The sequence below is a fragment of the Halomonas sp. AOP43-A1-21 genome (assembly GCF_052376775.1).
Taxonomy (GTDB): domain Bacteria; phylum Pseudomonadota; class Gammaproteobacteria; order Pseudomonadales; family Halomonadaceae; genus Vreelandella; species Vreelandella colorata.
The window spans coordinates 39,116-61,578 of record NZ_JBQSWC010000014.1 but is presented as its reverse complement, the minus strand read 5'-3'; the positions used below and the strand labels follow the sequence as shown (position 1 = coordinate 61,578).

18 protein-coding genes and 2 tRNA genes are annotated in these 22,463 nt (G+C 54.1%); 11 read left to right on the top strand and 9 right to left on the bottom strand.

Annotation, left to right across the window (positions count from 1 at the left end; genetic code table 11):
- Window positions 1-27: 27 nt before the first annotated feature.
- Both ACT3R7_RS09710 and ACT3R7_RS09705 read right to left on the bottom strand, forming a co-directional pair.
- Window positions 28-1,110, bottom strand: a complete 1,083-nt coding sequence (locus ACT3R7_RS09710; protein WP_208596469.1) for a polyamine ABC transporter ATP-binding protein — start codon at window positions 1,108-1,110, stop codon at window positions 28-30.
- Between the two features lie 193 nt (window positions 1,111-1,303).
- The gene (locus ACT3R7_RS09705; RefSeq protein ID WP_018916728.1) at window positions 1,304-2,407 is read right to left on the bottom strand and encodes a polyamine ABC transporter substrate-binding protein; all 1,104 of its coding nucleotides are present in this window, start codon (window positions 2,405-2,407) and stop codon (window positions 1,304-1,306) included.
- 335 nt (window positions 2,408-2,742) lie between these two features.
- Between ACT3R7_RS09705 and ahpC the strand changes: the two genes are divergently transcribed.
- Window positions 2,743-3,306 (top strand): alkyl hydroperoxide reductase subunit C, encoded by a 564-nt coding sequence (gene ahpC / locus ACT3R7_RS09700; RefSeq protein ID WP_193091847.1) that lies wholly within the window; start codon window positions 2,743-2,745, stop codon window positions 3,304-3,306.
- A 214-nt stretch (window positions 3,307-3,520) separates the two neighbouring features.
- Window positions 3,521-5,077, top strand: a complete 1,557-nt coding sequence (gene ahpF / locus ACT3R7_RS09695) for an alkyl hydroperoxide reductase subunit F (RefSeq protein ID WP_193091848.1) — start codon at window positions 3,521-3,523, stop codon at window positions 5,075-5,077.
- A gap of 119 nt (window positions 5,078-5,196) precedes the next feature.
- On the opposite strand, the gene ACT3R7_RS09690 is transcribed toward ahpF, so the two are convergent.
- The 6 genes from ACT3R7_RS09690 to hemA form a co-directional block, all read right to left on the bottom strand.
- Window positions 5,197-8,343, bottom strand: coding sequence for a UDP-N-acetylmuramoyl-tripeptide--D-alanyl-D-alanine ligase (locus tag ACT3R7_RS09690; RefSeq protein ID WP_193091849.1), 3,147 nt, complete (start codon window positions 8,341-8,343; stop codon window positions 5,197-5,199).
- Window positions 8,344-8,687: 344 nt separating this feature from the next.
- Window positions 8,688-9,437 carry a HesA/MoeB/ThiF family protein gene (locus tag ACT3R7_RS09685; RefSeq protein WP_192539036.1) on the bottom strand — a complete coding sequence of 250 codons (750 nt, stop codon included), beginning with the start codon at window positions 9,435-9,437 and terminating at the stop codon, window positions 8,688-8,690.
- A gap of 4 nt (window positions 9,438-9,441) precedes the next feature.
- A complete protein-coding gene (locus ACT3R7_RS09680; protein ID WP_018916723.1) occupies window positions 9,442-9,942 on the bottom strand; it encodes an Lrp/AsnC ligand binding domain-containing protein in 501 nt (166 codons plus the stop codon).
- A 75-nt stretch (window positions 9,943-10,017) separates the two neighbouring features.
- Window positions 10,018-10,866 carry a peptide chain release factor N(5)-glutamine methyltransferase gene (prmC, locus tag ACT3R7_RS09675; RefSeq protein ID WP_193091850.1) on the bottom strand — a complete coding sequence of 283 codons (849 nt, stop codon included), beginning with the start codon at window positions 10,864-10,866 and terminating at the stop codon, window positions 10,018-10,020.
- Window positions 10,866-11,954 carry a peptide chain release factor 1 gene (gene prfA, locus ACT3R7_RS09670; protein ID WP_192539038.1) on the bottom strand — a complete coding sequence of 363 codons (1,089 nt, stop codon included), beginning with the start codon at window positions 11,952-11,954 and terminating at the stop codon, window positions 10,866-10,868. Before prfA ends, prmC begins: the two co-directional genes overlap by 1 nt.
- On the bottom strand, window positions 11,951-13,261 hold the full coding sequence (hemA, locus tag ACT3R7_RS09665) for a glutamyl-tRNA reductase (RefSeq protein ID WP_192539039.1): 1,311 nt from the start codon (window positions 13,259-13,261) through the stop codon (window positions 11,951-11,953). The genes prfA and hemA overlap by 4 nt, the downstream gene beginning before the upstream one ends.
- Before the next feature lie 244 nt (window positions 13,262-13,505).
- On the opposite strand from hemA, the gene ACT3R7_RS09660 reads away from it, so the two are divergent.
- From ACT3R7_RS09660 to ACT3R7_RS09620, 9 genes are all read left to right on the top strand, one after another.
- Window positions 13,506-15,299 carry a tetratricopeptide repeat protein gene (locus ACT3R7_RS09660; RefSeq protein WP_193091851.1) on the top strand — a complete coding sequence of 598 codons (1,794 nt, stop codon included), beginning with the start codon at window positions 13,506-13,508 and terminating at the stop codon, window positions 15,297-15,299.
- Between the two features lie 193 nt (window positions 15,300-15,492).
- Window positions 15,493-16,131: a lipoprotein insertase outer membrane protein LolB gene (lolB, locus tag ACT3R7_RS09655; RefSeq protein WP_226940154.1), complete on the top strand. Its 639-nt coding sequence runs from the start codon at window positions 15,493-15,495 to the stop codon at window positions 16,129-16,131.
- Between the two features lie 63 nt (window positions 16,132-16,194).
- Window positions 16,195-17,046 carry a 4-(cytidine 5'-diphospho)-2-C-methyl-D-erythritol kinase gene (gene ispE, locus ACT3R7_RS09650; protein ID WP_193091852.1) on the top strand — a complete coding sequence of 284 codons (852 nt, stop codon included), beginning with the start codon at window positions 16,195-16,197 and terminating at the stop codon, window positions 17,044-17,046.
- A gap of 30 nt (window positions 17,047-17,076) precedes the next feature.
- Window positions 17,077-17,151: transfer RNA gene (locus tag ACT3R7_RS09645), tRNA-Gln, on the top strand.
- A 91-nt stretch (window positions 17,152-17,242) separates the two neighbouring features.
- On the top strand, window positions 17,243-18,184 hold the full coding sequence (locus ACT3R7_RS09640) for a ribose-phosphate pyrophosphokinase (protein WP_192539042.1): 942 nt from the start codon (window positions 17,243-17,245) through the stop codon (window positions 18,182-18,184).
- Window positions 18,185-18,280: 96 nt separating this feature from the next.
- The gene (locus ACT3R7_RS09635; protein WP_192539043.1) at window positions 18,281-18,916 is read left to right on the top strand and encodes a 50S ribosomal protein L25/general stress protein Ctc; all 636 of its coding nucleotides are present in this window, start codon (window positions 18,281-18,283) and stop codon (window positions 18,914-18,916) included.
- A 211-nt stretch (window positions 18,917-19,127) separates the two neighbouring features.
- Entirely contained in the window at window positions 19,128-19,709 is a 582-nt protein-coding gene (pth, locus tag ACT3R7_RS09630; RefSeq protein ID WP_192539044.1) for an aminoacyl-tRNA hydrolase, read from the top strand.
- Window positions 19,710-19,791: 82 nt separating this feature from the next.
- Window positions 19,792-20,883 (top strand): redox-regulated ATPase YchF, encoded by a 1,092-nt coding sequence (gene ychF, locus ACT3R7_RS09625; RefSeq protein ID WP_496199022.1) that lies wholly within the window; start codon window positions 19,792-19,794, stop codon window positions 20,881-20,883.
- A 64-nt stretch (window positions 20,884-20,947) separates the two neighbouring features.
- Window positions 20,948-21,024, top strand: a tRNA-Met gene (locus ACT3R7_RS09620).
- Window positions 21,025-21,113: 89 nt separating this feature from the next.
- On the opposite strand, the gene ACT3R7_RS09615 is transcribed toward ACT3R7_RS09620, so the two are convergent.
- Window positions 21,114-22,418 (bottom strand): M18 family aminopeptidase, encoded by a 1,305-nt coding sequence (locus tag ACT3R7_RS09615; RefSeq protein ID WP_193091853.1) that lies wholly within the window; start codon window positions 22,416-22,418, stop codon window positions 21,114-21,116.
- Between the last annotated feature and the right edge of the window lie 45 nt (window positions 22,419-22,463).

Below are 22,463 nucleotides of genomic sequence, written 5' to 3'. Positions count from 1 at the left end.
ATCTCCTAATAGCCAGAGTAGGCAGCATCAGCGGTTCAACACGATGGCACTGTGATCTTCCCAGTAGACATACACGCTGTCTTCCCAGGTTGGCCGATCACCCCGCCGTTCGGTATTCGCCATACTGACCTTGATCAACTGGCCTTTGGTCGTGCGTACGTAGTAAAGCGAAAAACCGCCCAGGTAGGCAATATCATCAACTTTACCTTCAGCCCAGTTATAGTCGCCCGTGGGTTTTTCCCGGGTCAGCCAGATTTTTTCAGGACGCAGTGCCGCCCATACTCGCCGGTCAACTGCCTGGGTAGTAATCCCGTGATCGATATAGATAGGGCGTTCAAGATCAGGAGATACAATCTGGCAATGATCGGCGGCGTCTTCCACAATCTCGCCTTCAAACAGATTCACCGTTCCCACGAATTCCGCCACCATGCGGCTAGCCGGGCTTTCGTAAACATCCACGGGCGAGCCGACCTGCTCGATCCAACCATCGGCCATAATGGCCACGCGGTCGGCCATGGTCATGGCCTCTTCCTGATCGTGGGTCACCATAATGCAGGTCACGCCTACCTGCTCAATAATCTCGACCACTTCCAGCTGCATTTCGGTACGCAGCTTTTTATCCAACGCGCCCATGGGCTCGTCAAGCAGCAGCAGTTTTGGGCGCTTGGCCAGGGAGCGCGCCAGTGCCACCCGCTGGCGCTGGCCGCCTGAAAGCTGATGTGGTTTGCGTTTGGCAAAGCGCTCCATATGCACCAGTTTCAGCATCTGGGCAACACGCGCTTCCACCTCAGCTTTGGCAAGCTTGTCCTGCTTTAGCCCGAATGCGATATTTTGTGCCACGGTCATATGCGGAAATAACGCATAGGACTGAAACATCATATTAATCGGGCGCTTGTAAGGCGGCACCGCCGTAATATCGTTACCGCCGAGCAAAATACTTCCTTCCGTGGGGGTTTCAAACCCAGCCAGCATACGCAAAAGCGTCGACTTACCCGATCCAGACCCGCCTAAAAGCGCAAAAATTTCGCCGCGCTTTACCTGTAAATTTACGTTATCTACCGCCAAGGCATCGTCAAAGCGCTTACATAAGCCCTTAACCTCAAGCACGATGTCTTCTGCAAACCGTGGTGTTTCCCCTGAGGGCGCTGTACTGATGAAGCGACCGAGGAATCCGTTAACGGTTCGTTCGATAGGGGCGTAGTGACCATTCGCCACTCCCATCAAAAGGCCCGGAAAGCCGGGCATTAAAAGATGAACAGCGAGCCAGGCGCATAGGCCTGACTCGCTGTCGGATGAGGTTTGATTAACGGCCAGACTTTACACGGTTCCAGATACGCGTACGAATGCGCTGTACCGGCTGCGGCATATCAATGGCCACGTACAGGTTCTTCATGACCTCGGTTTCCGGGTAAACCGCTGGGTTATTCAGAATTTCTTCTGGCAGGTAAGCATCAGCCGCTGCGTTAGGATTGGCGTAGCTTACGAAGTCCGTAATTTCAGCGGCAATTTCGGGGTCTAAAATAAAATTGATAAAGGCGTGGGCGTTCTCTACGTTGGGCGCATCGGCTGGGATAGCCATCACGTCAAACCACAAGGCAGCGCCTTCTTTGGGAATGCTATAGGCAATTTCAAAATCCCGTCCCGCTTCTTCAGCCCGCTCAGCAGCCTGGAAAACATCGCCAGAATAACCGCCCGCGACACAGATATTGCCATTGGCAAGGTCGGATACGTAGCGTGAAGAGTGGAAGTAGGTAACATTATCACGAATAGCCGCAATCACCTCGCCACCCGCTTCAAGGTCTTCGGTCTTTTGACTCAGCGGGTCCAGGCCCAGGTAAGCCATCGCGGCAGGAATCATTTCTTCGCCGGTATCCAGCATCGAAATGCCGCAACCTGCCTCATTCAAGGCGGAGGTAATTTCCGGATCAAACAGCATTGCCCAGCTATCTACCGGTGCATCATCGCCAAGAATTTCTTGAATACGCTCAACGTTATATCCAAACCCGTTGGTACCCCACATATAAGGCACAGAGTATTCGCCATCGGGATCAATAGCTTCAAGATTATCGGTTAACTCGGTATTCAGGTTTTCCAGATTAGGCAGCTGTTCTTTGTCCAGCGCCTGGTACACACCGGCTTGGCGTTGACGGGTAAAAAAGTGCGTTGAAGGCACTACCACATCATAACCCGAACGGCCCGCTAACAGAGCAGCGTCGAGCGTCTCGTTGCTGTCATAAACATCATAGGTAACATCAATACCCGTGCGCTCAGTAAATTTCGCAAGCGTTTCAGGGGCAATATAATCTGACCAGTTATAAACCCTCACCTCATCGGCGTGAGCGAATGTCGCCGCTGCGGCAAAAGAAACGGCCGCAACGGCCCCTGAAAGTTTGTGAATGTTCCCCATGATCCTGCTCCTCATTTCATTACTCAAAAACGATATCACCTAGCTTGACGCCAGCCACTAGCATTAGCGTAGGCCTTTCTACTGAACGTGCGAATTTTGCGACGCAGTGACCTCTATCGCAAGTCAATGTGAAAGATTCTTGCATTATAATGGCGTTGCCCCCACTTCAAGAACAGCGCAGCGAGATTGACCTGCGCAACTATTGATCTGACCGACGCAATTATAGTAGAAGCCTATCGAACATATGGCATTTTCCAATTTTAGCTATTATTCGAAAGCGCCTACTATGGGCAACATCTTTTCACCCTCACTCAACAGACCCGGAGATAACCTGAATGTCTTTGATCAACACCGAAGTAAAGCCGTTTAAAGCGACTGCCTATGTTAATGGCGAATTCATTGATGTCACCGAAGCTGATCTTAAGGGTAAATGGTCTATTTTCTTCTTCTACCCCGCTGACTTTACGTTTGTTTGCCCCACAGAGCTGGGCGATCTGGCGGATAACTACGACGCTTTCAAAAAGCTGGGCGTAGAAATTTACAGCGTCTCCACCGATACCCACTTCACGCACAAAGCATGGCACGACAGCTCTGAAACTATCGGCAAGCTGCAGTACCCGATGCTGGCTGACCCGACGCTTCAGATTTCACGCAACTTTGAAGTGCTGATTGAAGAAGCTGGCCTTGCTGAGCGCGGCACCTTCGTTATAGACCCGGATGGCAAAGTTCAGATCGTCGAAATCAACGCCGGTAACATCGGCCGTAACGCTGAAGAACTGCTGCGCAAAGTGAAAGCCGCTCAGTACGTTCGTGAAAACCCCAACGAAGTTTGCCCGGCCAAATGGAAAGAAGGTGAAGAAACACTCGCACCGTCTTTAGACCTCGTTGGCAAAATCTAAACGGCGAACACTGCCGCTAACGCTTAACAGTTGCTAATCATTGGCGCTGGTTAGTAAGGCGGTACAACACCCGGGTAGTTCTTGCCCGGGTGTTTAAAAAAAACGCTATCTGCTCTCCCTCTGGAATACTTTGGCGCTGTGGTATTTACACACGCAGGTTAGACGCGCCTGTCGGTTGAGAGCAATTTTTACAGATTACGAGGAAATCACTGTCATGTTGGACGCCAATTTAAAAAACCAGTTGAAAGCTTATTTAGAAAAAGTGACTCAACCGTTCGAGATCGTTGCGTCCCTCGATGACGGTGCCAAGTCACGTGAACTGCTGGGCTTGTTAGAAGATATCAACGGCCTAAGCGACAACATCACGCTAAAAACTGACGGCCAGGATAGTCGTGCCCCTTCGTTTGCGATTAACCGGCCCGGTGAAGAAACCGGTGTGGTGTTTGCAGGCATCCCCATGGGACACGAGTTTACCTCGCTAGTCCTGGCACTGCTGCAAGTCGGTGGTCATCCGCCGAAAACCTCTGATGAGGTGCTTAACCAGATCAAGGCGCTCGAAGGCGACATGCTGTTCGAGACCTATTACTCGCTTTCCTGCCAGAACTGCCCCGATGTGGTTCAGGCGCTTAACCTCATGGCGATCTTTAATCCCAACGTTCGTCATGTGGCGATCGATGGTGCGCTTTTCCAGGATGAAGTGGAAGAGCGGGAAATCATGTCGGTGCCGAGCATTTACTTAAACGGCAAACCGTTTGACCAGGGCCGCATGACCCTTGAGCAAATCCTGGCCAAAGTAGATACCGGCGCTGCCGAGCGCGATGCGAAAAAGCTCAGCGAAAAAGCCGCTTTCGATACGCTGGTGATCGGCGGTGGCCCGGCAGGCGCAGCGGCCGCCATTTACTCGGCGCGCAAAGGGATTAACACGGGCATTGCTGCAGAACGCTTTGGCGGTCAGGTAGCCGACACCATGGGTATCGAAAACTTTATTTCGGTAACCCATACCGAAGGTCCGAAGCTGGTTAGCGCGCTTGAAGAGCACGTCAAAGAGTACGAAGTCGACGTGATGAACCTGCAGTTAGCCAACGCCTTTAAAGCAGCAGAAATCGAAGGTGGGCTTCACGAGGTAACCTTTGCATCGGGTGCCAAACTTAAAAGCAAAACCCTGGTACTCGCAACCGGCGCACGTTGGCGCGAAATGAACGTGCCCGGTGAACAGCAGTATCGTAACAAGGGCGTTGCTTACTGCCCGCACTGTGATGGCCCCTTGTTCAAAGGCAAGCGCGTAGCGGTTATCGGTGGTGGCAACTCCGGCGTTGAAGCAGCGATTGACCTGGCCGGTATCGTAGGTCACGTCACCCTGGTCGAATTTATGGGTGAAATGCGTGCCGATGCGGTACTCCAGAAAAAGCTTAAAAGCCTGCCCAACGTGGATGTCATTCTGAATGCTCAAACCACCGAGGTAACGGGTGATGGCAGCCGCGTTAACGGCTTGACCTATAAAGATCGCAACACCGATGAGACTAAAAACATCGTGCTGGAAGGGATCTTTGTCCAGATTGGCTTGGTACCCAATACCGAGTGGCTGAAAGATTCGCCGATCGAAATGACACCGCGCGGAGAGATCATTGTCGATGCCCACGGCATGACATCGGTTCCCGGCGTGTTCGCCGCAGGCGACGTCACCACGGTGCCTTACAAGCAGATCATTATCGCCATGGGCGAAGGTGCTAAAGCATCACTTGGCGCGTTTGATTACCTGATTCGCAACTAATCATTAAGACCGGTTGTGAGCACCACTACCCTCCCCTGTTCTTATTGATAGTAAGTGCTTTTGACGCAAAAGACCGTGACGTCACGCCCGCTGCAAAGCGGGCTTTTTTTGCGCGCCTATTACTCTGCAAGCGCTTTGGCCAGCTGGCTCAAGCCAAACTTGTTAGACCCTTTAAAGGCAATCCAATCACCGGCTCGCAGCTCAGCCTTAAGCGCTGTCTCAAGCGATGATATATCGGCAAAGTGAGCAACTCGTTCGATATGCGGTTTGAGCGCTTCAGCCACCGTATGCATCTGCTCGCCCAATAGCCATACCGCCTGTGCGCCGCTGTCGACGATGGGCTCGACCAGCGCCTGATGATAGCGGTCACTGTCCGGACCAAGCTCTCGCATATCGGCAAGCACCAGATGCTTATGACCTGGCGATGTAATACCCGCTACCCGCGCCAGCATGGCGCTCATGGAGAGCGGATTGGCATTATAAGCGTCGTTTAGCACAGTAATCTCACCGGCTTGCCAGCTCACCAAGCGCTCTCCCCCGCGTCCTTCGGGTATCACGGCATGATCAATGAATGGCAAAGACGCCTGCACAGGCAGTTCCAAGGCATTCAAAACGCCCAACGCTGCCAGCACATTCATAACCCAGTGGCTGCCTTGTCCCTTATAGCCAACCTTGATAAGCGAGCCGTCAAGCGCTATCTGTAGTGCGTTTTTCTGCTCCGGATTCAGCCAGCGAATATTTGCCTCAGGATGCTGCCCAAAAGAAAGTATGTTGAGTCCATATTTTTCCGCCGCGGCGGAAACCGTTGGCCAGGCGTCCATATCCCGATTGATAATGGCGTACGCCCCAGGCTGCATGCCTTCGAAAATGCGGCTCTTGCGAATCGCCACGTTTTCCACCGTTTTGTGATACTCAAGATGGCTCGGCCCGGCGTTCAGAAAGACCGCGACGTCGGGGCGGGTAAGCGCTGCGTTCTGGCGCATACGGCCAATGGCCATCTCGATGATCTGAAAAGGCGCCTGCCAGGGTACAGAGGCCAAGGTCCAGGCGATACCGTGAGGCAGGTTAGCACTATGCGTGGTCGCACCCACCTGCCCCCATGGGTTAAGCAGCGCTTGCAACAGGCTGATACTGCTTGTTTTACCCGCGCTGCCGGTCACGCCAATCACCTTGCCCGTTAACTGGCGGCGCGCGTAGCGCCCCAGATCCAGTACCGCTTCATTGAGGTCGGCCACCTGATAAACGGGCACACCTTGCGCATCCAACAGTGCTTTATTAGAGGGCGACTGGGTCAACAAAAGCTGGGGCTTGTAAGGCAGCCGGTCAAGCAGCAATGCAGGTACGCCCAGCTTACCCTCCTCAGCTCTTACCACCGTCATATGCCCAGGCGCCATAGTAAGCTGGGTAAAGCTTAGACCCGTAGCTCGCCAGTTAACTGATGATGGCCTCTTTAGCCACTCCCCAGGCGTAGCCTGTTGTAAATCTATTGCCTTCCAGTTATCGGCACTCACAAAACAGCGCGCGACTATATTGCCGGCTATCAAAGAGCGCGGCTCAGGGCGCATCTTCTCCACCGGAGTGCCTTTCAATTGGGCCTGCACACTATCGACATTCAGGTAGTGCTGCAAAAATGCCACAAAGCCCGACAAGTAGTGTTCAACATCATCAATGCGTACACGAAAACTGTGATGGCGAATAAAAAAGCTGCCTACGATACGCTGGGGGTTTTGAAAGTACATGGCGTATTCAGGCCAAAAATGCCCGTTGAGCAGATAGTGCGCACGGGTTTCTAATGCGTGATAGAAGCGTTTTAGATTGATTAGCTCAAGCAGATGGCGATACTCCGCCTGCTGCTGCAAGCGGGTGATCATCTTATGCGCGGCCATCATGAGCTCAAGCAGAGTGGGAAAGGTGGTAATCCGCTCTTCTACAAACGCCAGATACCCGGCCACGTTTTGAATACCAAACCGATAATAACGCTCTTCAGGCCGGTAAAGCGTCAGCTCATTAACACAGTAACTCAGCCAGTGGTCGTGGGCCTTCCAGTGCTGCTTAGCGATAAAGTATTCAAAGGCTTTTTCCACCACCGCAAGCCAGCGATCATCCTTGGTTAAACCGTATAAGCGCATTAAACCAAACGCGGCTTCACCGTCGTAATAAATAATCCGGAAGGCATCTTTAACGCTTAAGTCGGTTGCGTTAAGCACGTGTGTAAAACCGCCGGTGGCAGGATCTTGCAGTTGGCGAACGCCGAGGGCTATCTGTTCCATTAAAGGTAAATAGCGCTTGTCTTGGGTTAACTCGGTGTATTTGCTGAGTGCCAGCAGTGCGACACCGCTGCCGCCCAGCTTGATTTCATGATTGACCTCGACCAGATAAGTAACGCTTTCCCCTTTATGCTCCCAGGTACGCAGCAGTTGCGTGGTCAAATAGTTAAGCGCTTTATCAATGGCACCTTTAAGTGTTTCGCTGCGCGTAACTTCCCAGGCTTCCAGCATGCTGTAAATACTGCTGGTGTGGCGCAGGGTATTATAGGTATTGATTTCACGGTCAAAACACGGATGTAAGCCATAAACGAACTGCCCATCGCTTTGCACTTGAGCAGCCAAAAACTGGCTAGCATCGTCGATTAGCGTGTGCGCTGTCGGCGCGTCCAACGGCTCAATCATTCGCCGACCGGTGTGGCGCCCCTCTTTTCCTCCCGTATGCTCGTAAAGTCGCAACGGTTTTTTCCCTGCTTCTATAAATAGTGCCTGCGTAGTGAACGTATACACGGGATGATCGGGCGTAAAATCAAGCGCTACGCTCTTTCCATAGCGTTTTCTTGCATAGCGGGAAAAGTTGTTTTCGTTGACGTGCGCATGGGCCACCTGGCTACCAGCATAGAGCATCGCGTTTGCATTTAGCTCTTGCTCAAGGAAGGCGATATTGCCCTGCGGATCTAAAGCGATACCTTTACGAAAATAGTTACGCTTATACTGCTTAAGCACTACCGCTAACGTCTGCCAGGTATGCGCTTCAAGTTGGTTGGCCCAGTCAACTCTTAACCAGCGCACATTTTGGGTGTTTGCCGCGTAATGCTGTAGCTTCTGCGTGAGGGCTAACCAGATATCTTCCAGCTTGTCCCCGCTTGCATTAACAACGCTTGCACGTTGAGCGCCATCGGTCAGCGATATAAACACATGTAACGTTTGGCCGGGCGGCTCGTTTTTTAATGCTTCATCAAGTGCCTGGCGGGCAGCTAGCAGAATTTCACTCAGAGGCATTGTGGGTACGTTGGCTGGCTCGGATGGAAGCATTGATGCTTTAGGCACCTGCAATGCAGGTTTAGCTGACATCTTTTTATGTCTGCGCTGTGCACGTTGCGCCAATTTTAAGCTTTTCGAGCCGAACGATTTCGCCATCTGACGTTCCTTATTGCTTGCCGTTTACACCGTTAAAAGTAGAGCACACAAAGGCTTCGCCTTATAGCCAAGCAAAGCGAACAGCTTACCAGCAGAATACTACATCATGGCTAATGAAGAAGAGGCGCCCACAACGTTTAGTGAACGCTCTAAGAGGGAGGATATAGCAACCAATAAAACATTAACGTGGGAAGTAGATCATTACGTTAAGGCGCACAAACAGAACACGCCGGGTCACGCGGTACCTTAAAGTGCCGCCATTGACCACACAGACCGTCAAACGTAGAAAGCCCCTGATGGGTTTGCCCTGCTCCACTAAGAAGCTTAAAAGCTTCCACAGCCTGAAAGCAGCCGATCAACCCAACCAGCGGCGCCATCACCCCACTTTCAGCACAGCTAAGCGCCTCGTCCCCCATATCGTCCGGCGGATAAAGGCAGGCATAGCAGGGGCTGTCAGGGTCACGAGGGTCGAATACGGCTAGCTGCCCTGAAAAACGGATGGCGGCGCCTGAGACTAACGGAACCCCTGCTTTTTGCGTGGCGGCATTAATCGCATAGCGGCTGGAAAAGCGGTCGGTACAGTCCAAGACCACATCGGCAGAAGCTACTAGCTGCGCCAACGTATCACCGTCTGCGTATTCTTCAATCGCCATAATATGGCATTCAGGGTTAAGCGCCTGCATGCTCGCTTTGGCAGAAGCCGCTTTATTATCTCCAATGCTTGCCTGCTGATGGGCAATTTGGCGCTGCAGGTTAGATAGTTCGACCGTATCGGCATCGGCAATCGTAATTTGTCCAACGCCTGCCGCGGCTAAATAAAGCGCTACCGGGGAGCCTAGCCCACCTGCTCCAATAATTAATGCATGGGCGCGACGCAAGCGCTCCTGCCCTTCAATATCCACTTCTGGAAGCATAATCTGGCGGCTATAGCGCAGCAGCGCCTGGTCATCCATCATCGGGTTATTTATCCTCAAATTCATCGAAGTCAGGCACATGCAGGCTAAAGCTTTCTTTAACCTCTTCCATGACCACATAACTCTTGGATTCTTTAACGCCGGGTAGAGTCAGCACTACATCCCCCAACAGCTGGCGATAAGCAGCCATTTCCGGAATGCGGCATTTCAGAATGTAGTCAAACTGACCGGAGACCAAATGGCACTCCTGAATTTGCGGCAGTTTTTCCACGGCACGCCGAAATTCATCAAACACAGCGGGCGATTGAGTTTCCAAACTGATTTCCACAAAGACCAGCAAATTGGCTTTCAGCGCCTGCGGGTCAAGAATTGCCTGGTAGCCCCGAATAACGCCCGCCCGCTCCAGCCGTTTCACACGCTCCAGGCAAGGGGTTGTGGATAACCCAACCTCGGATGCCAGATCCACATAGGAAATCCGTGCATTCTCTTGCAGGCAGCGCAGTATTTTAAGATCGATTCGATCCAGCGTTCTATTTTTAGGTTTCATGGCAGGATCCATTGCTGATGAATCAGGCGATTAGTAAAGGCGTTTCAGAAACGGCTTTGTACAATAATAACCGAGTTAAATTTTTCCCAGCGTAATCCGCTCATGCCCACCCAGGTCGCGCACACTTTCAACGTTTTGATAGCCCGCCTGGCTAAGCGCTGCGCGCACTTCGGCCGCCTGACGATAGCCATGTTCCAATAATAGCCAGCCCGAGGGAGCCAAATACTGCGGCGCCGTGACTATTAAATGCGCCAGATCCGCCAAGCCATCGGCATCGGCCACTAAAGCACTCATCGGCTCAAAGCGCACATCGCCAAGGCGCAGGTGCGGGTCATCAGCCGCGATATAAGGTGGATTGCTGACAATCAGGTCAAATCGTTCAGCGGGAGCGCTGGCTTGTTCAAAAACGCTAAACCAATCGCTCTGCATAAATTGCGCATTGGCAATATTCAAGTGCGCAGCGTTGGTTTGGGCCAGGGCAACGGCCTCAGGGCGAAGATCGACGCCCACCACCTGCCACTCTGGCTGTTCACTTGCAAAGGCAAGCGCAATGGCGCCGGTACCGGTGCCTAAGTCCAGCAGTCGCCCGGTTTTCGAGGTGACGCGGTTGAGCGCCGCTTCTACCAGTGTTTCCGTATCTGGCCGGGGGATTAGCGTATCAGGCGAGGTCGCTAACCGCAGCCCCCAAAACTCGCGCTCACCGGTTAGGTAAGCCACCGGTTGGCCCTGAGCACGCGCAGCCACCAAGGCATCAAAGCGGGCATGCTCCCAGGATGGGCAGTCACGGTCGCCCCAGGTATAAAGCCATGTGCGGTCACGCGCAATGACATGCCCAAGCAGCACTTCGGCATCCAGACGTGGGGACGTCGACCCGGCGGCTTTCAAGCGTATAGCCGCTGCCTGCAATAGCGCATCAAAGGTCATTACGCGTCCTGAAGCGCCGAAAGCTGTTCAGCTTGATACTCATGAATCAACGGCTCGATGACGTCATCTAACTGCTCGCCGCTAACCACTTCATTGAGCTTATAAAGCGTCAGGTTGATGCGGTGATCGGTAATCCGCCCTTGTGGGAAATTATAGGTGCGGATACGTTCGCTGCGGTCTCCCGAGCCCACCAGCGAGCGGCGGGCATCGGCCTGCTCCTGGCGCTGGGTGTCAACGGCATTGCGTTTCAGCTTGGCAGCCAGCAGCGACATGGCTTTCGCGCGGTTTTTATGCTGGCTACGCTCTTCCTGACACTCAACCACAACGCCGGTGGGCAAGTGGGTAATCCGGATGGCCGAATCGGTGGTGTTAACGTGCTGACCACCGGCACCGCTTGAGCGGTAGGTATCAACGCGCAGATCCGATGATTTGATATCGATATCGCTGACGTCGTCGACTTCCGGCATCACCGCCACCGTGCACGCTGAGGTATGAATACGCCCCTGAGACTCCGTCGCCGGCACGCGCTGCACCCGATGCGCGCCCGACTCAAACTTCAGACGTGCGTAAACGCTATCGCCCTTCACACGGGAGATAACCTCTTTATAGCCGCCATGCTCGCCGTGGTTAGCACTGACGATTTCCACGCGCCAGCCGCGCTTTTCAGCGTAGCGGGAGTACATACGAAATAAGTCACCAGCAAAAATAGCCGCTTCATCGCCTCCGGTGCCTGCGCGCACTTCCAAAAACACGCCACGGCCGTCATCGGGGTCTTTAGGCACTAACAAGCGTTTTAGCTCAGCGTCCAGCATCTCGAGCTGCTCGCGGCCTTCGCTAATTTCCATTTCAGCCAATTCGCGCATATCAGGATCATCATCCCGACTTAACTGCTCCGCCGCCTCGATATCGTTTTCTACACTGCGATAGCGCTGCCAGGCCGCCACAAGCTCTTCAAGCTCAGCGTACTCACGTGAATAATCGCGAAAGCGCTGCTGATTATTAATGACCTCAGGTTCAGACAGCAGCATCGCCAGCTCTTCAAAACGTTCAGTAAAGCTGTCGAGACGTTGGCGCAAGGTATCTTTCATGCGGGCGTATTATCCTTCTGACGGTTAGCCTTGGGCGCGGTTTTTTCAAAGGCGGGTTTAACAGGCAATAGCAGGCGCGGCGCGGCGTCTAGCAGTTCATGGTGCTCTTGTGAGGCCGCATCGCGTATTGCCTGGGTAGGTGCGTGCATTAAGCGGTTGGTCAATTGATGGGCCAGGCGCTCAATCACTTTAGCCGGGTCTTCGCCACGTGCCAGACGCTCTAGCGCCTGGTCACGCGACTGATCACGCAGGTTTTCGCCGTGCTGGCGATAGTCACGAATCAGTTCACCACCATTACGAATGCGTTTTTCATGCTGCCAGCTGCCGACGCCATGCTCAATCAGCGACTCTGCCTGATCAGCCGCGACCTGACGATAGCGCATGTTTTCTTCGATGACTTCTTCCAGATCATCGACCGTATAGAGAAACACATCAGCAAGCTCACCTACTTCGGGCTCGATATCGCGCGGTACGGCGATATCCACCATAAAGACCGGGCGATGGCGACGTTTTTTGAGTGCGCTTTCCACCATCCCCTTGCCCAGAATCGGTAGGGGCGATGCGGTGGAAGAAATAACGATATCAGCCTCTTCCAGCGCGGCCGGAATTTCAGGCAGCGTAATCGCCTTACCGCCCAGCTTGGCGGAAACCAGCTCGGCACGCTCGCGCGTCCGGTTAGCCACGGTAAGTTCGCGCACGCCAGCTTCGTGTAGATGACGGGCTACCAGCTCAATAGTTTCGCCAGCCCCGATCAATAACGCCCGGGCACGGCTGAAGTCATCAAAAATCCGGCTGGCCATACTTACCGCGGCATAGGCTATAGATACCGGATTTTTGCCGATTCCGGTTTCCGTGCGCACCTGTTTGGCAACAGCAAACGTGTGCTGAAAAAGTCGCTCAAGCTCGCCGCCCAACCCTTGCATTTCACGAGCCTGCTGATAAGCGTCTTTCAACTGGCCGAGAATTTGCGGCTCGCCTAGCACCATGGAATCAAGCCCAACGGCCACACGCATTAAATGGCGCGCGGCGTCGTTGTCTAGATAGTGGTATGCACAGCGTGTCAGCTCATCAATACTTAAATTGTGAAAACGGCTCAGCCATTCAAGAACAGCTCGCTCACCGGCAGCATCCGTTACACAATAGAGTTCAGTGCGGTTGCACGTTGAGAGCACTGCGGCTTCACTGATTTGTGGCAAGCCACGCAGTTGCTCCAGCGCGTTTTGTAACTGCGCCGGAGTAAAGGCTACCTGCTCGCGTACATCCACGCTGGCAGTACGATGGTTGATTCCCAGGGCAAGAAGCGTCATGCGGTATGCGTCTTCGCTAGTGGTTCGGTCGTCACGTCGCTATCGGTCTTGAAGTGTCGGTGTTTTACGTCTTACGCTGACTAACATAAGCCTTGGCAGCGGCTCTGAATACTCAATTGCGCTTACCTGCCTGCCTTTCAAGGCCAACTATTCTATCACAGCACACCAACATCTGGCGCACACCACTTTGCCGCAGCCAGTCAAGCCGCTATGCTGAGCATTCGGCCACTTAAATGAGAGACGCATGCCCTTTCGCTCACTATTATCGGGTTCGCCCCTGCTGCCCCTGGCCGCCACCGTGGTACTTCTGAGCGGCTGCCAGTCATCGTCCACTTTTCAAGGCGGCTCGCCTAGCCTGTTGTCAGGCGATCCTATGCGCTCGGCACCGCCCATTACGCGTGGGCTGGATGCCGAAGGGTTGCGCACTCTGCTTGCAGCGGAGCTTGCGGGCCAGCGTGGCGATTATCGCTACGCCAGCCAAGGCTATTTACAGGCATCACAGCGCTATAGCGTGCCGGCATTGGCAGAACGGGCGGCGTTTGCGGCGCGTTTTGGCGAAGATGTGGCGCTAATGGAGGCGTCTGCCCTGCGTTGGCGTGAATTGGCGCCCCAGGCAGAAACGCCCAACCGGCTGCTAGCGTCGATCTCTCTACAGCGGGGTGACTGGCTGGATAGCCTGGAGCAGCGCCTGGCGATTACCCAAGGTGGAGGCAATGGCGAGCTAACCGCCTTTGCCGAGTTGGCGGTGGCTGAAAGTGGCACTAACAGTAATACTGCTCCGCTGAGCTTGCTGGCGGGGCTACTGCGTGAGCATCTCGCCCAGCCAGGCGCCGAGCAGCTTGAATACCATAGCGATGCTTTACTGGCCACTGCTCTGTTTGAGGCGGCATTAGGCAATACCCGCCAAGCGCAAACACACCTGGACGACGTTGCCCAGCGTGAGCCGGAATCCGCCGCGCTGTGGCTTGCCCAGGCGCGACTGGCACTTGAGGCCGGTGATGTACAAACTGCCAGACGAGCCGCTCAAAAGGGCCTCAGCATTGCTCCTGACGAAGTACGCTTCATCTTGCTGCTAGCTCAGGCCGAAATTCGTTTAAACAACATCGCTGCGGCAGAAGTTCAGACCAATGCGCTGCTTGAAAGCCATGGCGGCAATCAGGAGTTACGCCTGGCGCTTGCCCAGCTCTATCTGGAAGAAGGCCACAGCGAACCCGCGTACCGCCTGCTGCAGCCACTTATTGGTCAGGATAACGTTCCCAACTTTGCCTATTACTTACTGGGCGGCATCGCCCAGTCGCAAGGCGATATCGATAACGCCCTACTTTATTATCGCCAGGTAAGTGAAGGCAGCGAGTTCTTACCTGCCCGAGCCACCGCCGCTAAAATGCTGATTGAAGATAACCGGCTGATCGACGCGCGGGCTTTTTTGCGCATCGAGCGCATGCGTTATGAAAATTATTTTGGCGATCTGGTGGCCCTTGAGGTTCAACTGCTTGATGAAATGAATCAGCATGAAGAAGCCTCGGCACTGCTTGATCGTGAGCTGACCCGCACACCGGATGATATTAACCTGCTTTATTTGCGGGCGATGCGGTCCTGGGAAACCGGCAACCTTGCGGGCATGGAGCAGGACCTACGTAAGCTATTACGCATTGAGCCCAATAACGCCAATGCGTTAAATGCCCTGGGCTATACCCTGGCGGATCTTAACCTGCCCGGCCGTCTCGAAGAGGCCCGCATGCTGATCGAGCGCGCCTACGAAGTAGCCCCGAACAACCCGGCCGTACTCGACAGCATGGGCTGGATTCACTTTCGGCTTGGCAAACCCGACGAAGCGCTTGCCTGGTTAGAAAGCGCCTACCAGCAAATGCCTGATCAGGAAATTGCCGCGCATCTGGCTGAAGTCTTACACGCCCTAGAGCGTAGCGATGAAGCCCGCGATATAATCAGCCGGATTATGCAAAGAACTTCTCAGCACCCGCTGATTGATGACTTACTTGAGCGCCATCCTGAACTAACACCTGCAGGCGCGCCCTAAAGCGGGCGCGCTCTTTACGATCCTGCTTGAAATACTGTTTTAAGAGCTATTGTTTTAAGAACTCTTGTTTTAAGAACTCTTGTTTTAAGAAACACTGTTTTAAGAACTGTTATTTCAAGAACTGTTGTTTCAAGAAATATTGCTTTAATACGCTTATCCAGCACCCCTTCAACACTTTGACATGGAGCCAGTTATGTTGACCACAATGCCCACCTTAAAGCGCCTTACCACTGCAGCACACGTTTCACGGCTATGGATTGCAAGCCTGGCCCTGCTGCTGCTCGCTGGTTGCGCCGCCCAAGCTCCCATGGAAGAAGGTGGCCGTCAGGCAGGCCAGTGGGAGCGCCAGCAGGCGGATGTAGAAGCTTTTGACACCTGGACATTGATTGGCAAAGCAGGCCTTCGCACACCGCAAGAGAACCAGAGCGCCAATCTGGACTGGAGCCAGCACCCGCACTATTTCCGCATGCTAATTAGCGGCCCCTTTGGCGGTGGGCGCAGCGTGCTTGAAGGCCGCGAAGGCCGCTTCTCACTCACCACCGGTGAAGGCCGCTTTGAAGCAGAAACGCCCGAAGCGCTGATGGAAGAACAGCTCGGCTGGTCATTGCCGGTTAGCGCCATGCCCGACTGGGTGCGCGGTCTGCCGGGCGATCACGCAAGCTTTCAGCTGGAAACCGATGAGCTGGGCTTCCCGCTTCATTTAGAGCAGGACGGCTGGGAAATCGACTACCGCGACTGGAACGAAATTGAAGGAATGTGGCTACCGCGTCGCCTAGTCATGAACTATGACGATGTGCGCATTACCCTTGTCGTTAACGAGTGGCGCTCTTAAGCTTTCCATCCATAGTGATTAGCCCAAGTAGCGATTAGCCCAAGTCACCGTGAGCGAGCTTGAATGTCTGCTTCTTTAACACTGCCAGCCCCTGCGAAGCTCAACCGTATGCTGCATATCGTGGGCCGTCGTGATGACGGCTATCACGAGCTTCAAACGCTGTTTCAAATAATCGATGTATGCGATCAGCTCACGCTAACCCTGCGTGAAGATAGCGAGGTTTCGCTCACCACGCCTGTCAATGGCGTGGTTCACGAGGATAATTTAATCGTCCGCGCTGCCCGCCTGCTGCAACGTTCAAGCGGTACCTCCCAAGGGGTAAACCTGACGATTGAAAAACAGCTCCCCATGGGGGGCGGGCTTGGCGGGGGCAGCTCTAACGCGGCTACCGTCCTGCTTGGCTTGAACAAGCTGTGGCAGCTGGGGCTGACGCGGGAAGCATTAGCCAAGCTGGGGCTGCAGCTTGGTGCGGACGTTCCGGTATTTATTCATGGGCACAGCGCCTGGGCGGAGGGTATTGGTGAGAAACTCACGCAGGTCACTATCGACACTCCCTGGTTTGTGATTATCCATCCGCAGGTTAGCGTCTCAACGCCCCTGATCTTCCAAGACCCGGAATTGACACGCGACAGCCGCCCCATTACTATGGCGCGCGCACTGCAGGGGGGAGTGCCTGAGTGGCGTAACGACTGTGAGGCTATTGTTCGAAAACGCTATCCGCCTATCGCGGAAGCGCTTGACTGGCTCGCACAGTATGCACCTAGTCGGCTGACCGGTACTGGCGCCTGTTTGTTCGCCGCTTTTGAGTCCGAAAAAGCAGCGCAAACAATCGCTGAATTGGCAGGTCAACGCTGGCCGACGTGGGTCGCACGCGGACTCAACACCTCTCCCCTACAAGATGCTCTGGGCTGCTGAAAGCGCCCGGTCATCGCATTAGGTTATTGCTGGGGTATCGCCAAGTGGTAAGGCACCGGTTTTTGGTATCGGCATTCCCAGGTTCGAATCCTGGTACCCCAGCCAACTTAGTCATTAGAAACCTAGTTGTCAGATATGGCCTAAGTATGATCTGCGTTTTCTCCCCTGATTCCAAACACTGCAAAGGTGGCTGCGCGTGTCAAAATTGATGGTTTTCACCGGGAATGCCAATCCCGAACTCGCTCAAAAGATTGCCGAGAGCTTAGACAGCCGCATGGGTAATGCCACGGTTGGTCAATTTAGCGACGGCGAAATCGCAGTCGAGATCAATGAGAACGTGCGCGGTAAGGACGTGTTCATCCTCCAGTCCACCTGTGCACCGACGAATGACAACCTGATGGAGCTGATCCTGATGGTCGACGCACTGCGTCGTGCCTCGGCGACTCGCATCACGGCGGTGGTGCCGTACTTCGGCTATGCCCGCCAAGATCGTCGCGTTCGTTCCGCCCGCGTACCTATTTCCGCTAAAGTGGTTGCGGACATGATGGTAAAAGCCGGCGTTGACCGCGTGATGACCATGGACCTGCATGCCGATCAAATCCAAGGCTTCTTCGACGTACCGGTAGACAACGTCTACGGCTCGCCAATTCTTCTGGATGATATCGAGCGCCAAAACTATGCAGACCTGGTCGTGGTCTCTCCCGACGTAGGCGGCGTAGTACGTGCGCGCGCCATCGCCAAACAGCTTAACGCAGACCTTGCGATTATCGATAAGCGTCGCCCCCAGGCCAACCAGGCCCAGGTAATGCATATTATCGGCGAAATCGAAGGCCGCACCTGTGTCGTTGTCGACGACATGATCGACACCGCCGGCACGCTGTGCAAAGCCGGTGAAGCACTTAAAGATCATGGCGCTGCACGCGTCGTGGCCTATGCTACACATCCGATCTTGTCCGGCCCAGCCGTTGACAACATCACCAACTCTGTACTGGATGAAGTTGTCGTGACCGACACTATTCCGCTTGCCGACCATGCGCGTCGCAGTGGAAAAATTCGCCAGTTGAGCGTTGCTGGCCTGATTGCGGAAGCTATCCGCCGGGTTAGTAACGAAGAATCTGTCAGCGCGATGTTCCACTAACCGCCTGACGATATAGCCCCCTTCTGGGGCCTTGGAAACGTCGTCGTCTGGTCGCGGTCGGCGGCGTTTCCTTACTTAAACCAAGAGGCAAATTACATGTCTGATTTTATCCTGAAAGCCACCGTTCGTAACGACCTGGGGAAAGGTGCGAGCCGCCGCCTGCGTCGTGCGAACCAAGAAGTACCGGCCGTTATTTACGGCGGCGAAAAAGGCGCGCAATCAATCTCTGTAGAAAAAACTGCTTTTTACAAAGCGATTGAAGACGAAGCTTTCTTCTCCTCAGTAATCAAGCTGGTTATCGAAGGCAAAGAAGAGCAGGTAGTGGTACGTGATCTTCAGCGTCACCCCTTCAAGCCGCTTCTGACCCACGCTGACTTCCTGCGCGTTGACGCTACTCATGAAATCACCATGAACGTACCGCTGCACGTGACTGGCGAAGAAAAATGTGTGGGCATCAAAGACCAGGGCGGCGAACTGCACGTACTGGCCAACGAAGTTGCCATCAGCTGCTTACCGAAAGACCTGCCTGACTACCTGGAAGTTGATATTTCAGCGGTTGAGCTGGGCACGACTCTGCACCTGTCCGATCTGACTCTGCCGAAAGGCGTTACCTCCGTTGACCTATCTCACGGTGAAGAGCACGACAACGCCGTGCTGAGCATCACTAAAGTGAAGGTACGTAGCGAAGAAGAAGACGAAGGTGAAGACGAAGAAGGTACCAGCGCTGAATAAGCCTGATATCAGTACGCAAAGCCATAACGGCTAACACGTACTTTGCTTGGGCCATGCCTGCATGGCCCAAGAATGATAAGATCAAGCGCTTCGGCGCTTGATTTTTTTTGCGGCTTGCCTTCCTGGCAACCGCCCTTCGAGCCGCTTTTGATGCGACGCCAAAAATTTCTACCGGAAACTTTTTTGAGGTAGCTAATTTGGAGGTAGGTAAATGAGCCAGGTAACGGCCCTGATAGGCCTAGGCAATCCCGGCGCCGAGTATGACGCCACCCGCCATAATGCGGGCTTTTGGCTAATTGACGCCATTGCGCGCAGCGCCCATACCGAACTACGCCCGGAAAAGAAGTTCCTTGGCCTTTATGCCAAGGCACGCATTGGCGACCATGAACTTCATCTGCTCAACCCGACTACATTTATGAACCGCAGCGGTGCCGCGGTAGCAGCGCTTACCCAGTTTTTTAAACTTGCCCCTGAAAACCTGCTGGTCGCTCACGATGAGCTCGACCTCCCTCCGGGGCAAGGACGCTATAAAACAGGCGGAGGCCACGGCGGCCACAACGGCTTGCGCGATATCATCAGCGCGCTGGGCAATCAAAAGCAGTTTCATCGCATCCGTATCGGCATCGGCCACCCCGGTGAGGCACGCCAGGTTACCAACTATGTACTTGGCCGCCCCGGCAAAGCCGAACAGGAAGCGATCGACCGCACCCTTGACGAGTGCCAGGCCACGCTCCCTCTTGTACTAGAAGGCGACTGGGCGAAAGCCATGAACCGCCTGCATAGCGTAAAATAGCTAACACTGATCTTTTTTCACTTTAGGCCAGCGCTGGATAAGGCATTTAGGCGGCGCTTGCTTAGCGGCTAGGAATGAATTTATGGGCTTTAACTGCGGTATCGTCGGTCTACCCAACGTAGGCAAATCCACGCTTTTCAATGCGCTGACCAAATCAGGTATTGATGCCGAAAACTACCCTTTCTGCACCATCGAACCCAACGTGGGTATCGTTCCCATGCCTGACCCGCGTCTGGACAAGCTATCCGCCATTGTAAAACCCCAGAAAATACTGCCTACGACCATGGAGTTTGTGGATATCGCAGGCTTGGTAGCGGGTGCTTCCAAAGGTGAAGGCCTGGGCAACAAGTTTTTGGCCAATATCCGTGAAACTCAAGCGATTGCCCACGTGGTGCGCTGCTTTGATAACGACAACGTTATTCACGTAGCCAACCAGGTTGATCCGCGTGCGGATATCGAAACGATCAACCTTGAGCTGGCACTTGCCGATCTGGATACCGTTGAGAAAGCCAGCCAGCGCTTGTTACGCTCCGTGAAAGGCGGCGATAAAGACGCCATCGCCACCAAAACCATTCTGGATAAAATCGAGCCACACCTGGCCGAAGGCATGCCACTGCGCAGCTTTGGCCTGGATGAAGACGAAAAGCGTCAGGTAAAAAGCTTTGGCTTTTTGACCTTGAAGCCCACCATGTACATCGCCAACGTCAATGAAGACGGTTTCGAAAACAATCCCTATCTCGAGATTGTCAGAGAAATCGCCGCTGAAGAAGGCGCAGTCGTGGTACCTGTCTGCAACCAGCTTGAAGCGGAAATCGCTGAGCTTGAAGACGAAGAACGCGCCATGTTCCTCGGCGAAATGGGCATGGACGAACCCGGCCTGGACCGCGTGATTCGCGCAGGCTATGCCCTGCTCGGCCTGCAGACCTACTTCACTGCCGGGGTAAAAGAAGTCCGCGCCTGGACCGTCAAGCAAGGCGCAACAGCGCCCGAAGCTGCTGGCGCTATTCATACCGACTTCCAGAAAGGCTTTATTCGCGCAGAAGTCATCGCCTATGACGACTTTGTCACACTGGGCGGCGAGCAAGGCGCGAAAGACGCGGGCAAATGGCGCCTGGAAGGCAAAGAGTACATTGTTAAAGACGGCGATGTGGTGCACTTCCGGTTCAACGTGTAAGCGCTTTCAGCAATAAGCGCTTGACGGGTGGCGGTTCGCTGAGTAACATACGCCCCCGTTGAAAGGCTACGTAGCTCAGCTGGTTAGAGCACATCACTCATAATGATGGGGTCCCCTGTTCAAATCAGGGCGTAGCCACCAACACCGATTTAAGCTAGCAATAGCTAAAAGCCCGCTGACTTCGTCAGCGGGCTTTTTTTATGCTCAGCGCTAGGCCCAATAGCTAGGCATCAGCTCAACGCTGGCCGATTTAAAAACACCGTTAGCGCTCGGGTAAGATACTCCACATCGCGCGTACCGGCCGTCTCGCGGATGGAGTGCATCGCCCACTGCGGCACGCCGACATCCAGCGTAGGCACACCCACTTCAGTGGCGGTTATCGGGCCTATGGTGCTGCCACAGCCCATATCCGCACGGGTTACAAACGACTGAACCGGCACATCCGCCTCGCGGCACACATCGCGAAATAGCGCACCGGTCACGCTATTGGTCGCATAACGCTGACTGGCATTTACCTTAATAACCGGGCCGCCATTCAATGCCGGACCGTGGCGCTCATCGTGCTTATCCTTAAAGTTAGGATGCAGGCCATGGGCGTTATCACAGGAGATCATCAGCGACGACTGAATCAGCTGAATCAGCGACTCCTCGGATCCGCCACCCACCTGCCCATTGATACGCTTAAGCACGTCACCCAGGAAAGGCCCCTGTGCACCACAGGCGCTAGCGCTACCCACCTCTTCGTGATCATTGGCCACTAACAGCGCCCCTTGGCTACCATCACTTTCAAGCAGAGCCTCCAGGCCCATAAAGCACGACAGCAGATTATCCAGGCGTGCGCTGGCAATTAGCTCCTGCTTGACCCCAATCAGTGAAGGCGGCTGCACATCATAAAAACCCAGCTCGAAATCCACTACTTCAACCGAGCGCATGCCGTGCTGCTCTTCAAGCCACACGGCCAGCAAGTCTGAAAGCTTGGCACTATCGCTTTGTAGCAACACCGGCGCCATCTGCGTTTGCGGATTAATCGCCCGGCCTGTATTCACCTCACGGTCCATATGGATCGCCAAACTTGGCACCATGGCGACCGGGCGATCAACATTAAGCAGCAGGCTTTCCAGTTGGCCGCCGGCATGACGCACGTGCACTCGCCCAGCCAAGCCTAAATCACGGTCAAACCAGGGTGCCAGCAATACCCCGCCATACACCTGCACACCCAACTGCAACCAACCAGCCGAGTACTGTGTCGCGTTAGGCTTTAAGCGCAGCCCCGGGCTATCGGTATGCGCGCCCAACATGCGCAGACTCTTAAGCGTATCGCTGGGCAATTGAAAAGCTATAATCGAGGAATCATTGCGCGTGACGTAATAGCGCTTCCCAGGCGTAAGCTGCCAGTTAGCCGTTTCCTTCAAGCGCTGAAAACCCGCTTTCTCTAAACGCTCAGCCATTGTCTTCGTAGCATGCCACGGCGTGGGCGACTGGCGCAGAAAATCACATAACCGCGTTAAACGATCGGCGTTGAAAGCTTCGGACATGGAAATCCTCATAACAGTAATGATTGAGTCTCATAGAGCAGACGA

Bases quoted from the DNA above. Each gene is read 5' to 3' on its own strand.
- ACT3R7_RS09705 (WP_018916728.1), bottom strand. From the start codon at position 2,407: ATGGGGAACATTCACAAACTTTCAGGGGCCGTTGCGGCCGTTTCTTTT.
- ahpC (WP_193091847.1), top strand. From the start codon at position 2,743: ATGTCTTTGATCAACACCGAAGTAAAGCCGTTTAAAGCGACTGCCTAT.
- ahpF (WP_193091848.1), top strand. From the start codon at position 3,521: ATGTTGGACGCCAATTTAAAAAACCAGTTGAAAGCTTATTTAGAAAAA.
- ACT3R7_RS09690 (WP_193091849.1), bottom strand. From the start codon at position 8,343: ATGCCTCTGAGTGAAATTCTGCTAGCTGCCCGCCAGGCACTTGATGAA.
- ACT3R7_RS09685 (WP_192539036.1), bottom strand. From the start codon at position 9,437: ATGATGGATGACCAGGCGCTGCTGCGCTATAGCCGCCAGATTATGCTT.
- ACT3R7_RS09680 (WP_018916723.1), bottom strand. From the start codon at position 9,942: ATGAAACCTAAAAATAGAACGCTGGATCGAATCGATCTTAAAATACTG.
- prmC (WP_193091850.1), bottom strand. From the start codon at position 10,866: ATGACCTTTGATGCGCTATTGCAGGCAGCGGCTATACGCTTGAAAGCC.
- prfA (WP_192539038.1), bottom strand. From the start codon at position 11,954: ATGAAAGATACCTTGCGCCAACGTCTCGACAGCTTTACTGAACGTTTT.
- hemA (WP_192539039.1), bottom strand. From the start codon at position 13,261: ATGACGCTTCTTGCCCTGGGAATCAACCATCGTACTGCCAGCGTGGAT.
- ACT3R7_RS09660 (WP_193091851.1), top strand. From the start codon at position 13,506: ATGCCCTTTCGCTCACTATTATCGGGTTCGCCCCTGCTGCCCCTGGCC.
- lolB (WP_226940154.1), top strand. From the start codon at position 15,493: ATGTTGACCACAATGCCCACCTTAAAGCGCCTTACCACTGCAGCACAC.
- ispE (WP_193091852.1), top strand. From the start codon at position 16,195: ATGTCTGCTTCTTTAACACTGCCAGCCCCTGCGAAGCTCAACCGTATG.
- ACT3R7_RS09635 (WP_192539043.1), top strand. From the start codon at position 18,281: ATGTCTGATTTTATCCTGAAAGCCACCGTTCGTAACGACCTGGGGAAA.
- pth (WP_192539044.1), top strand. From the start codon at position 19,128: ATGAGCCAGGTAACGGCCCTGATAGGCCTAGGCAATCCCGGCGCCGAG.
- ychF (WP_496199022.1), top strand. From the start codon at position 19,792: ATGGGCTTTAACTGCGGTATCGTCGGTCTACCCAACGTAGGCAAATCC.
- ACT3R7_RS09615 (WP_193091853.1), bottom strand. From the start codon at position 22,418: ATGTCCGAAGCTTTCAACGCCGATCGTTTAACGCGGTTATGTGATTTT.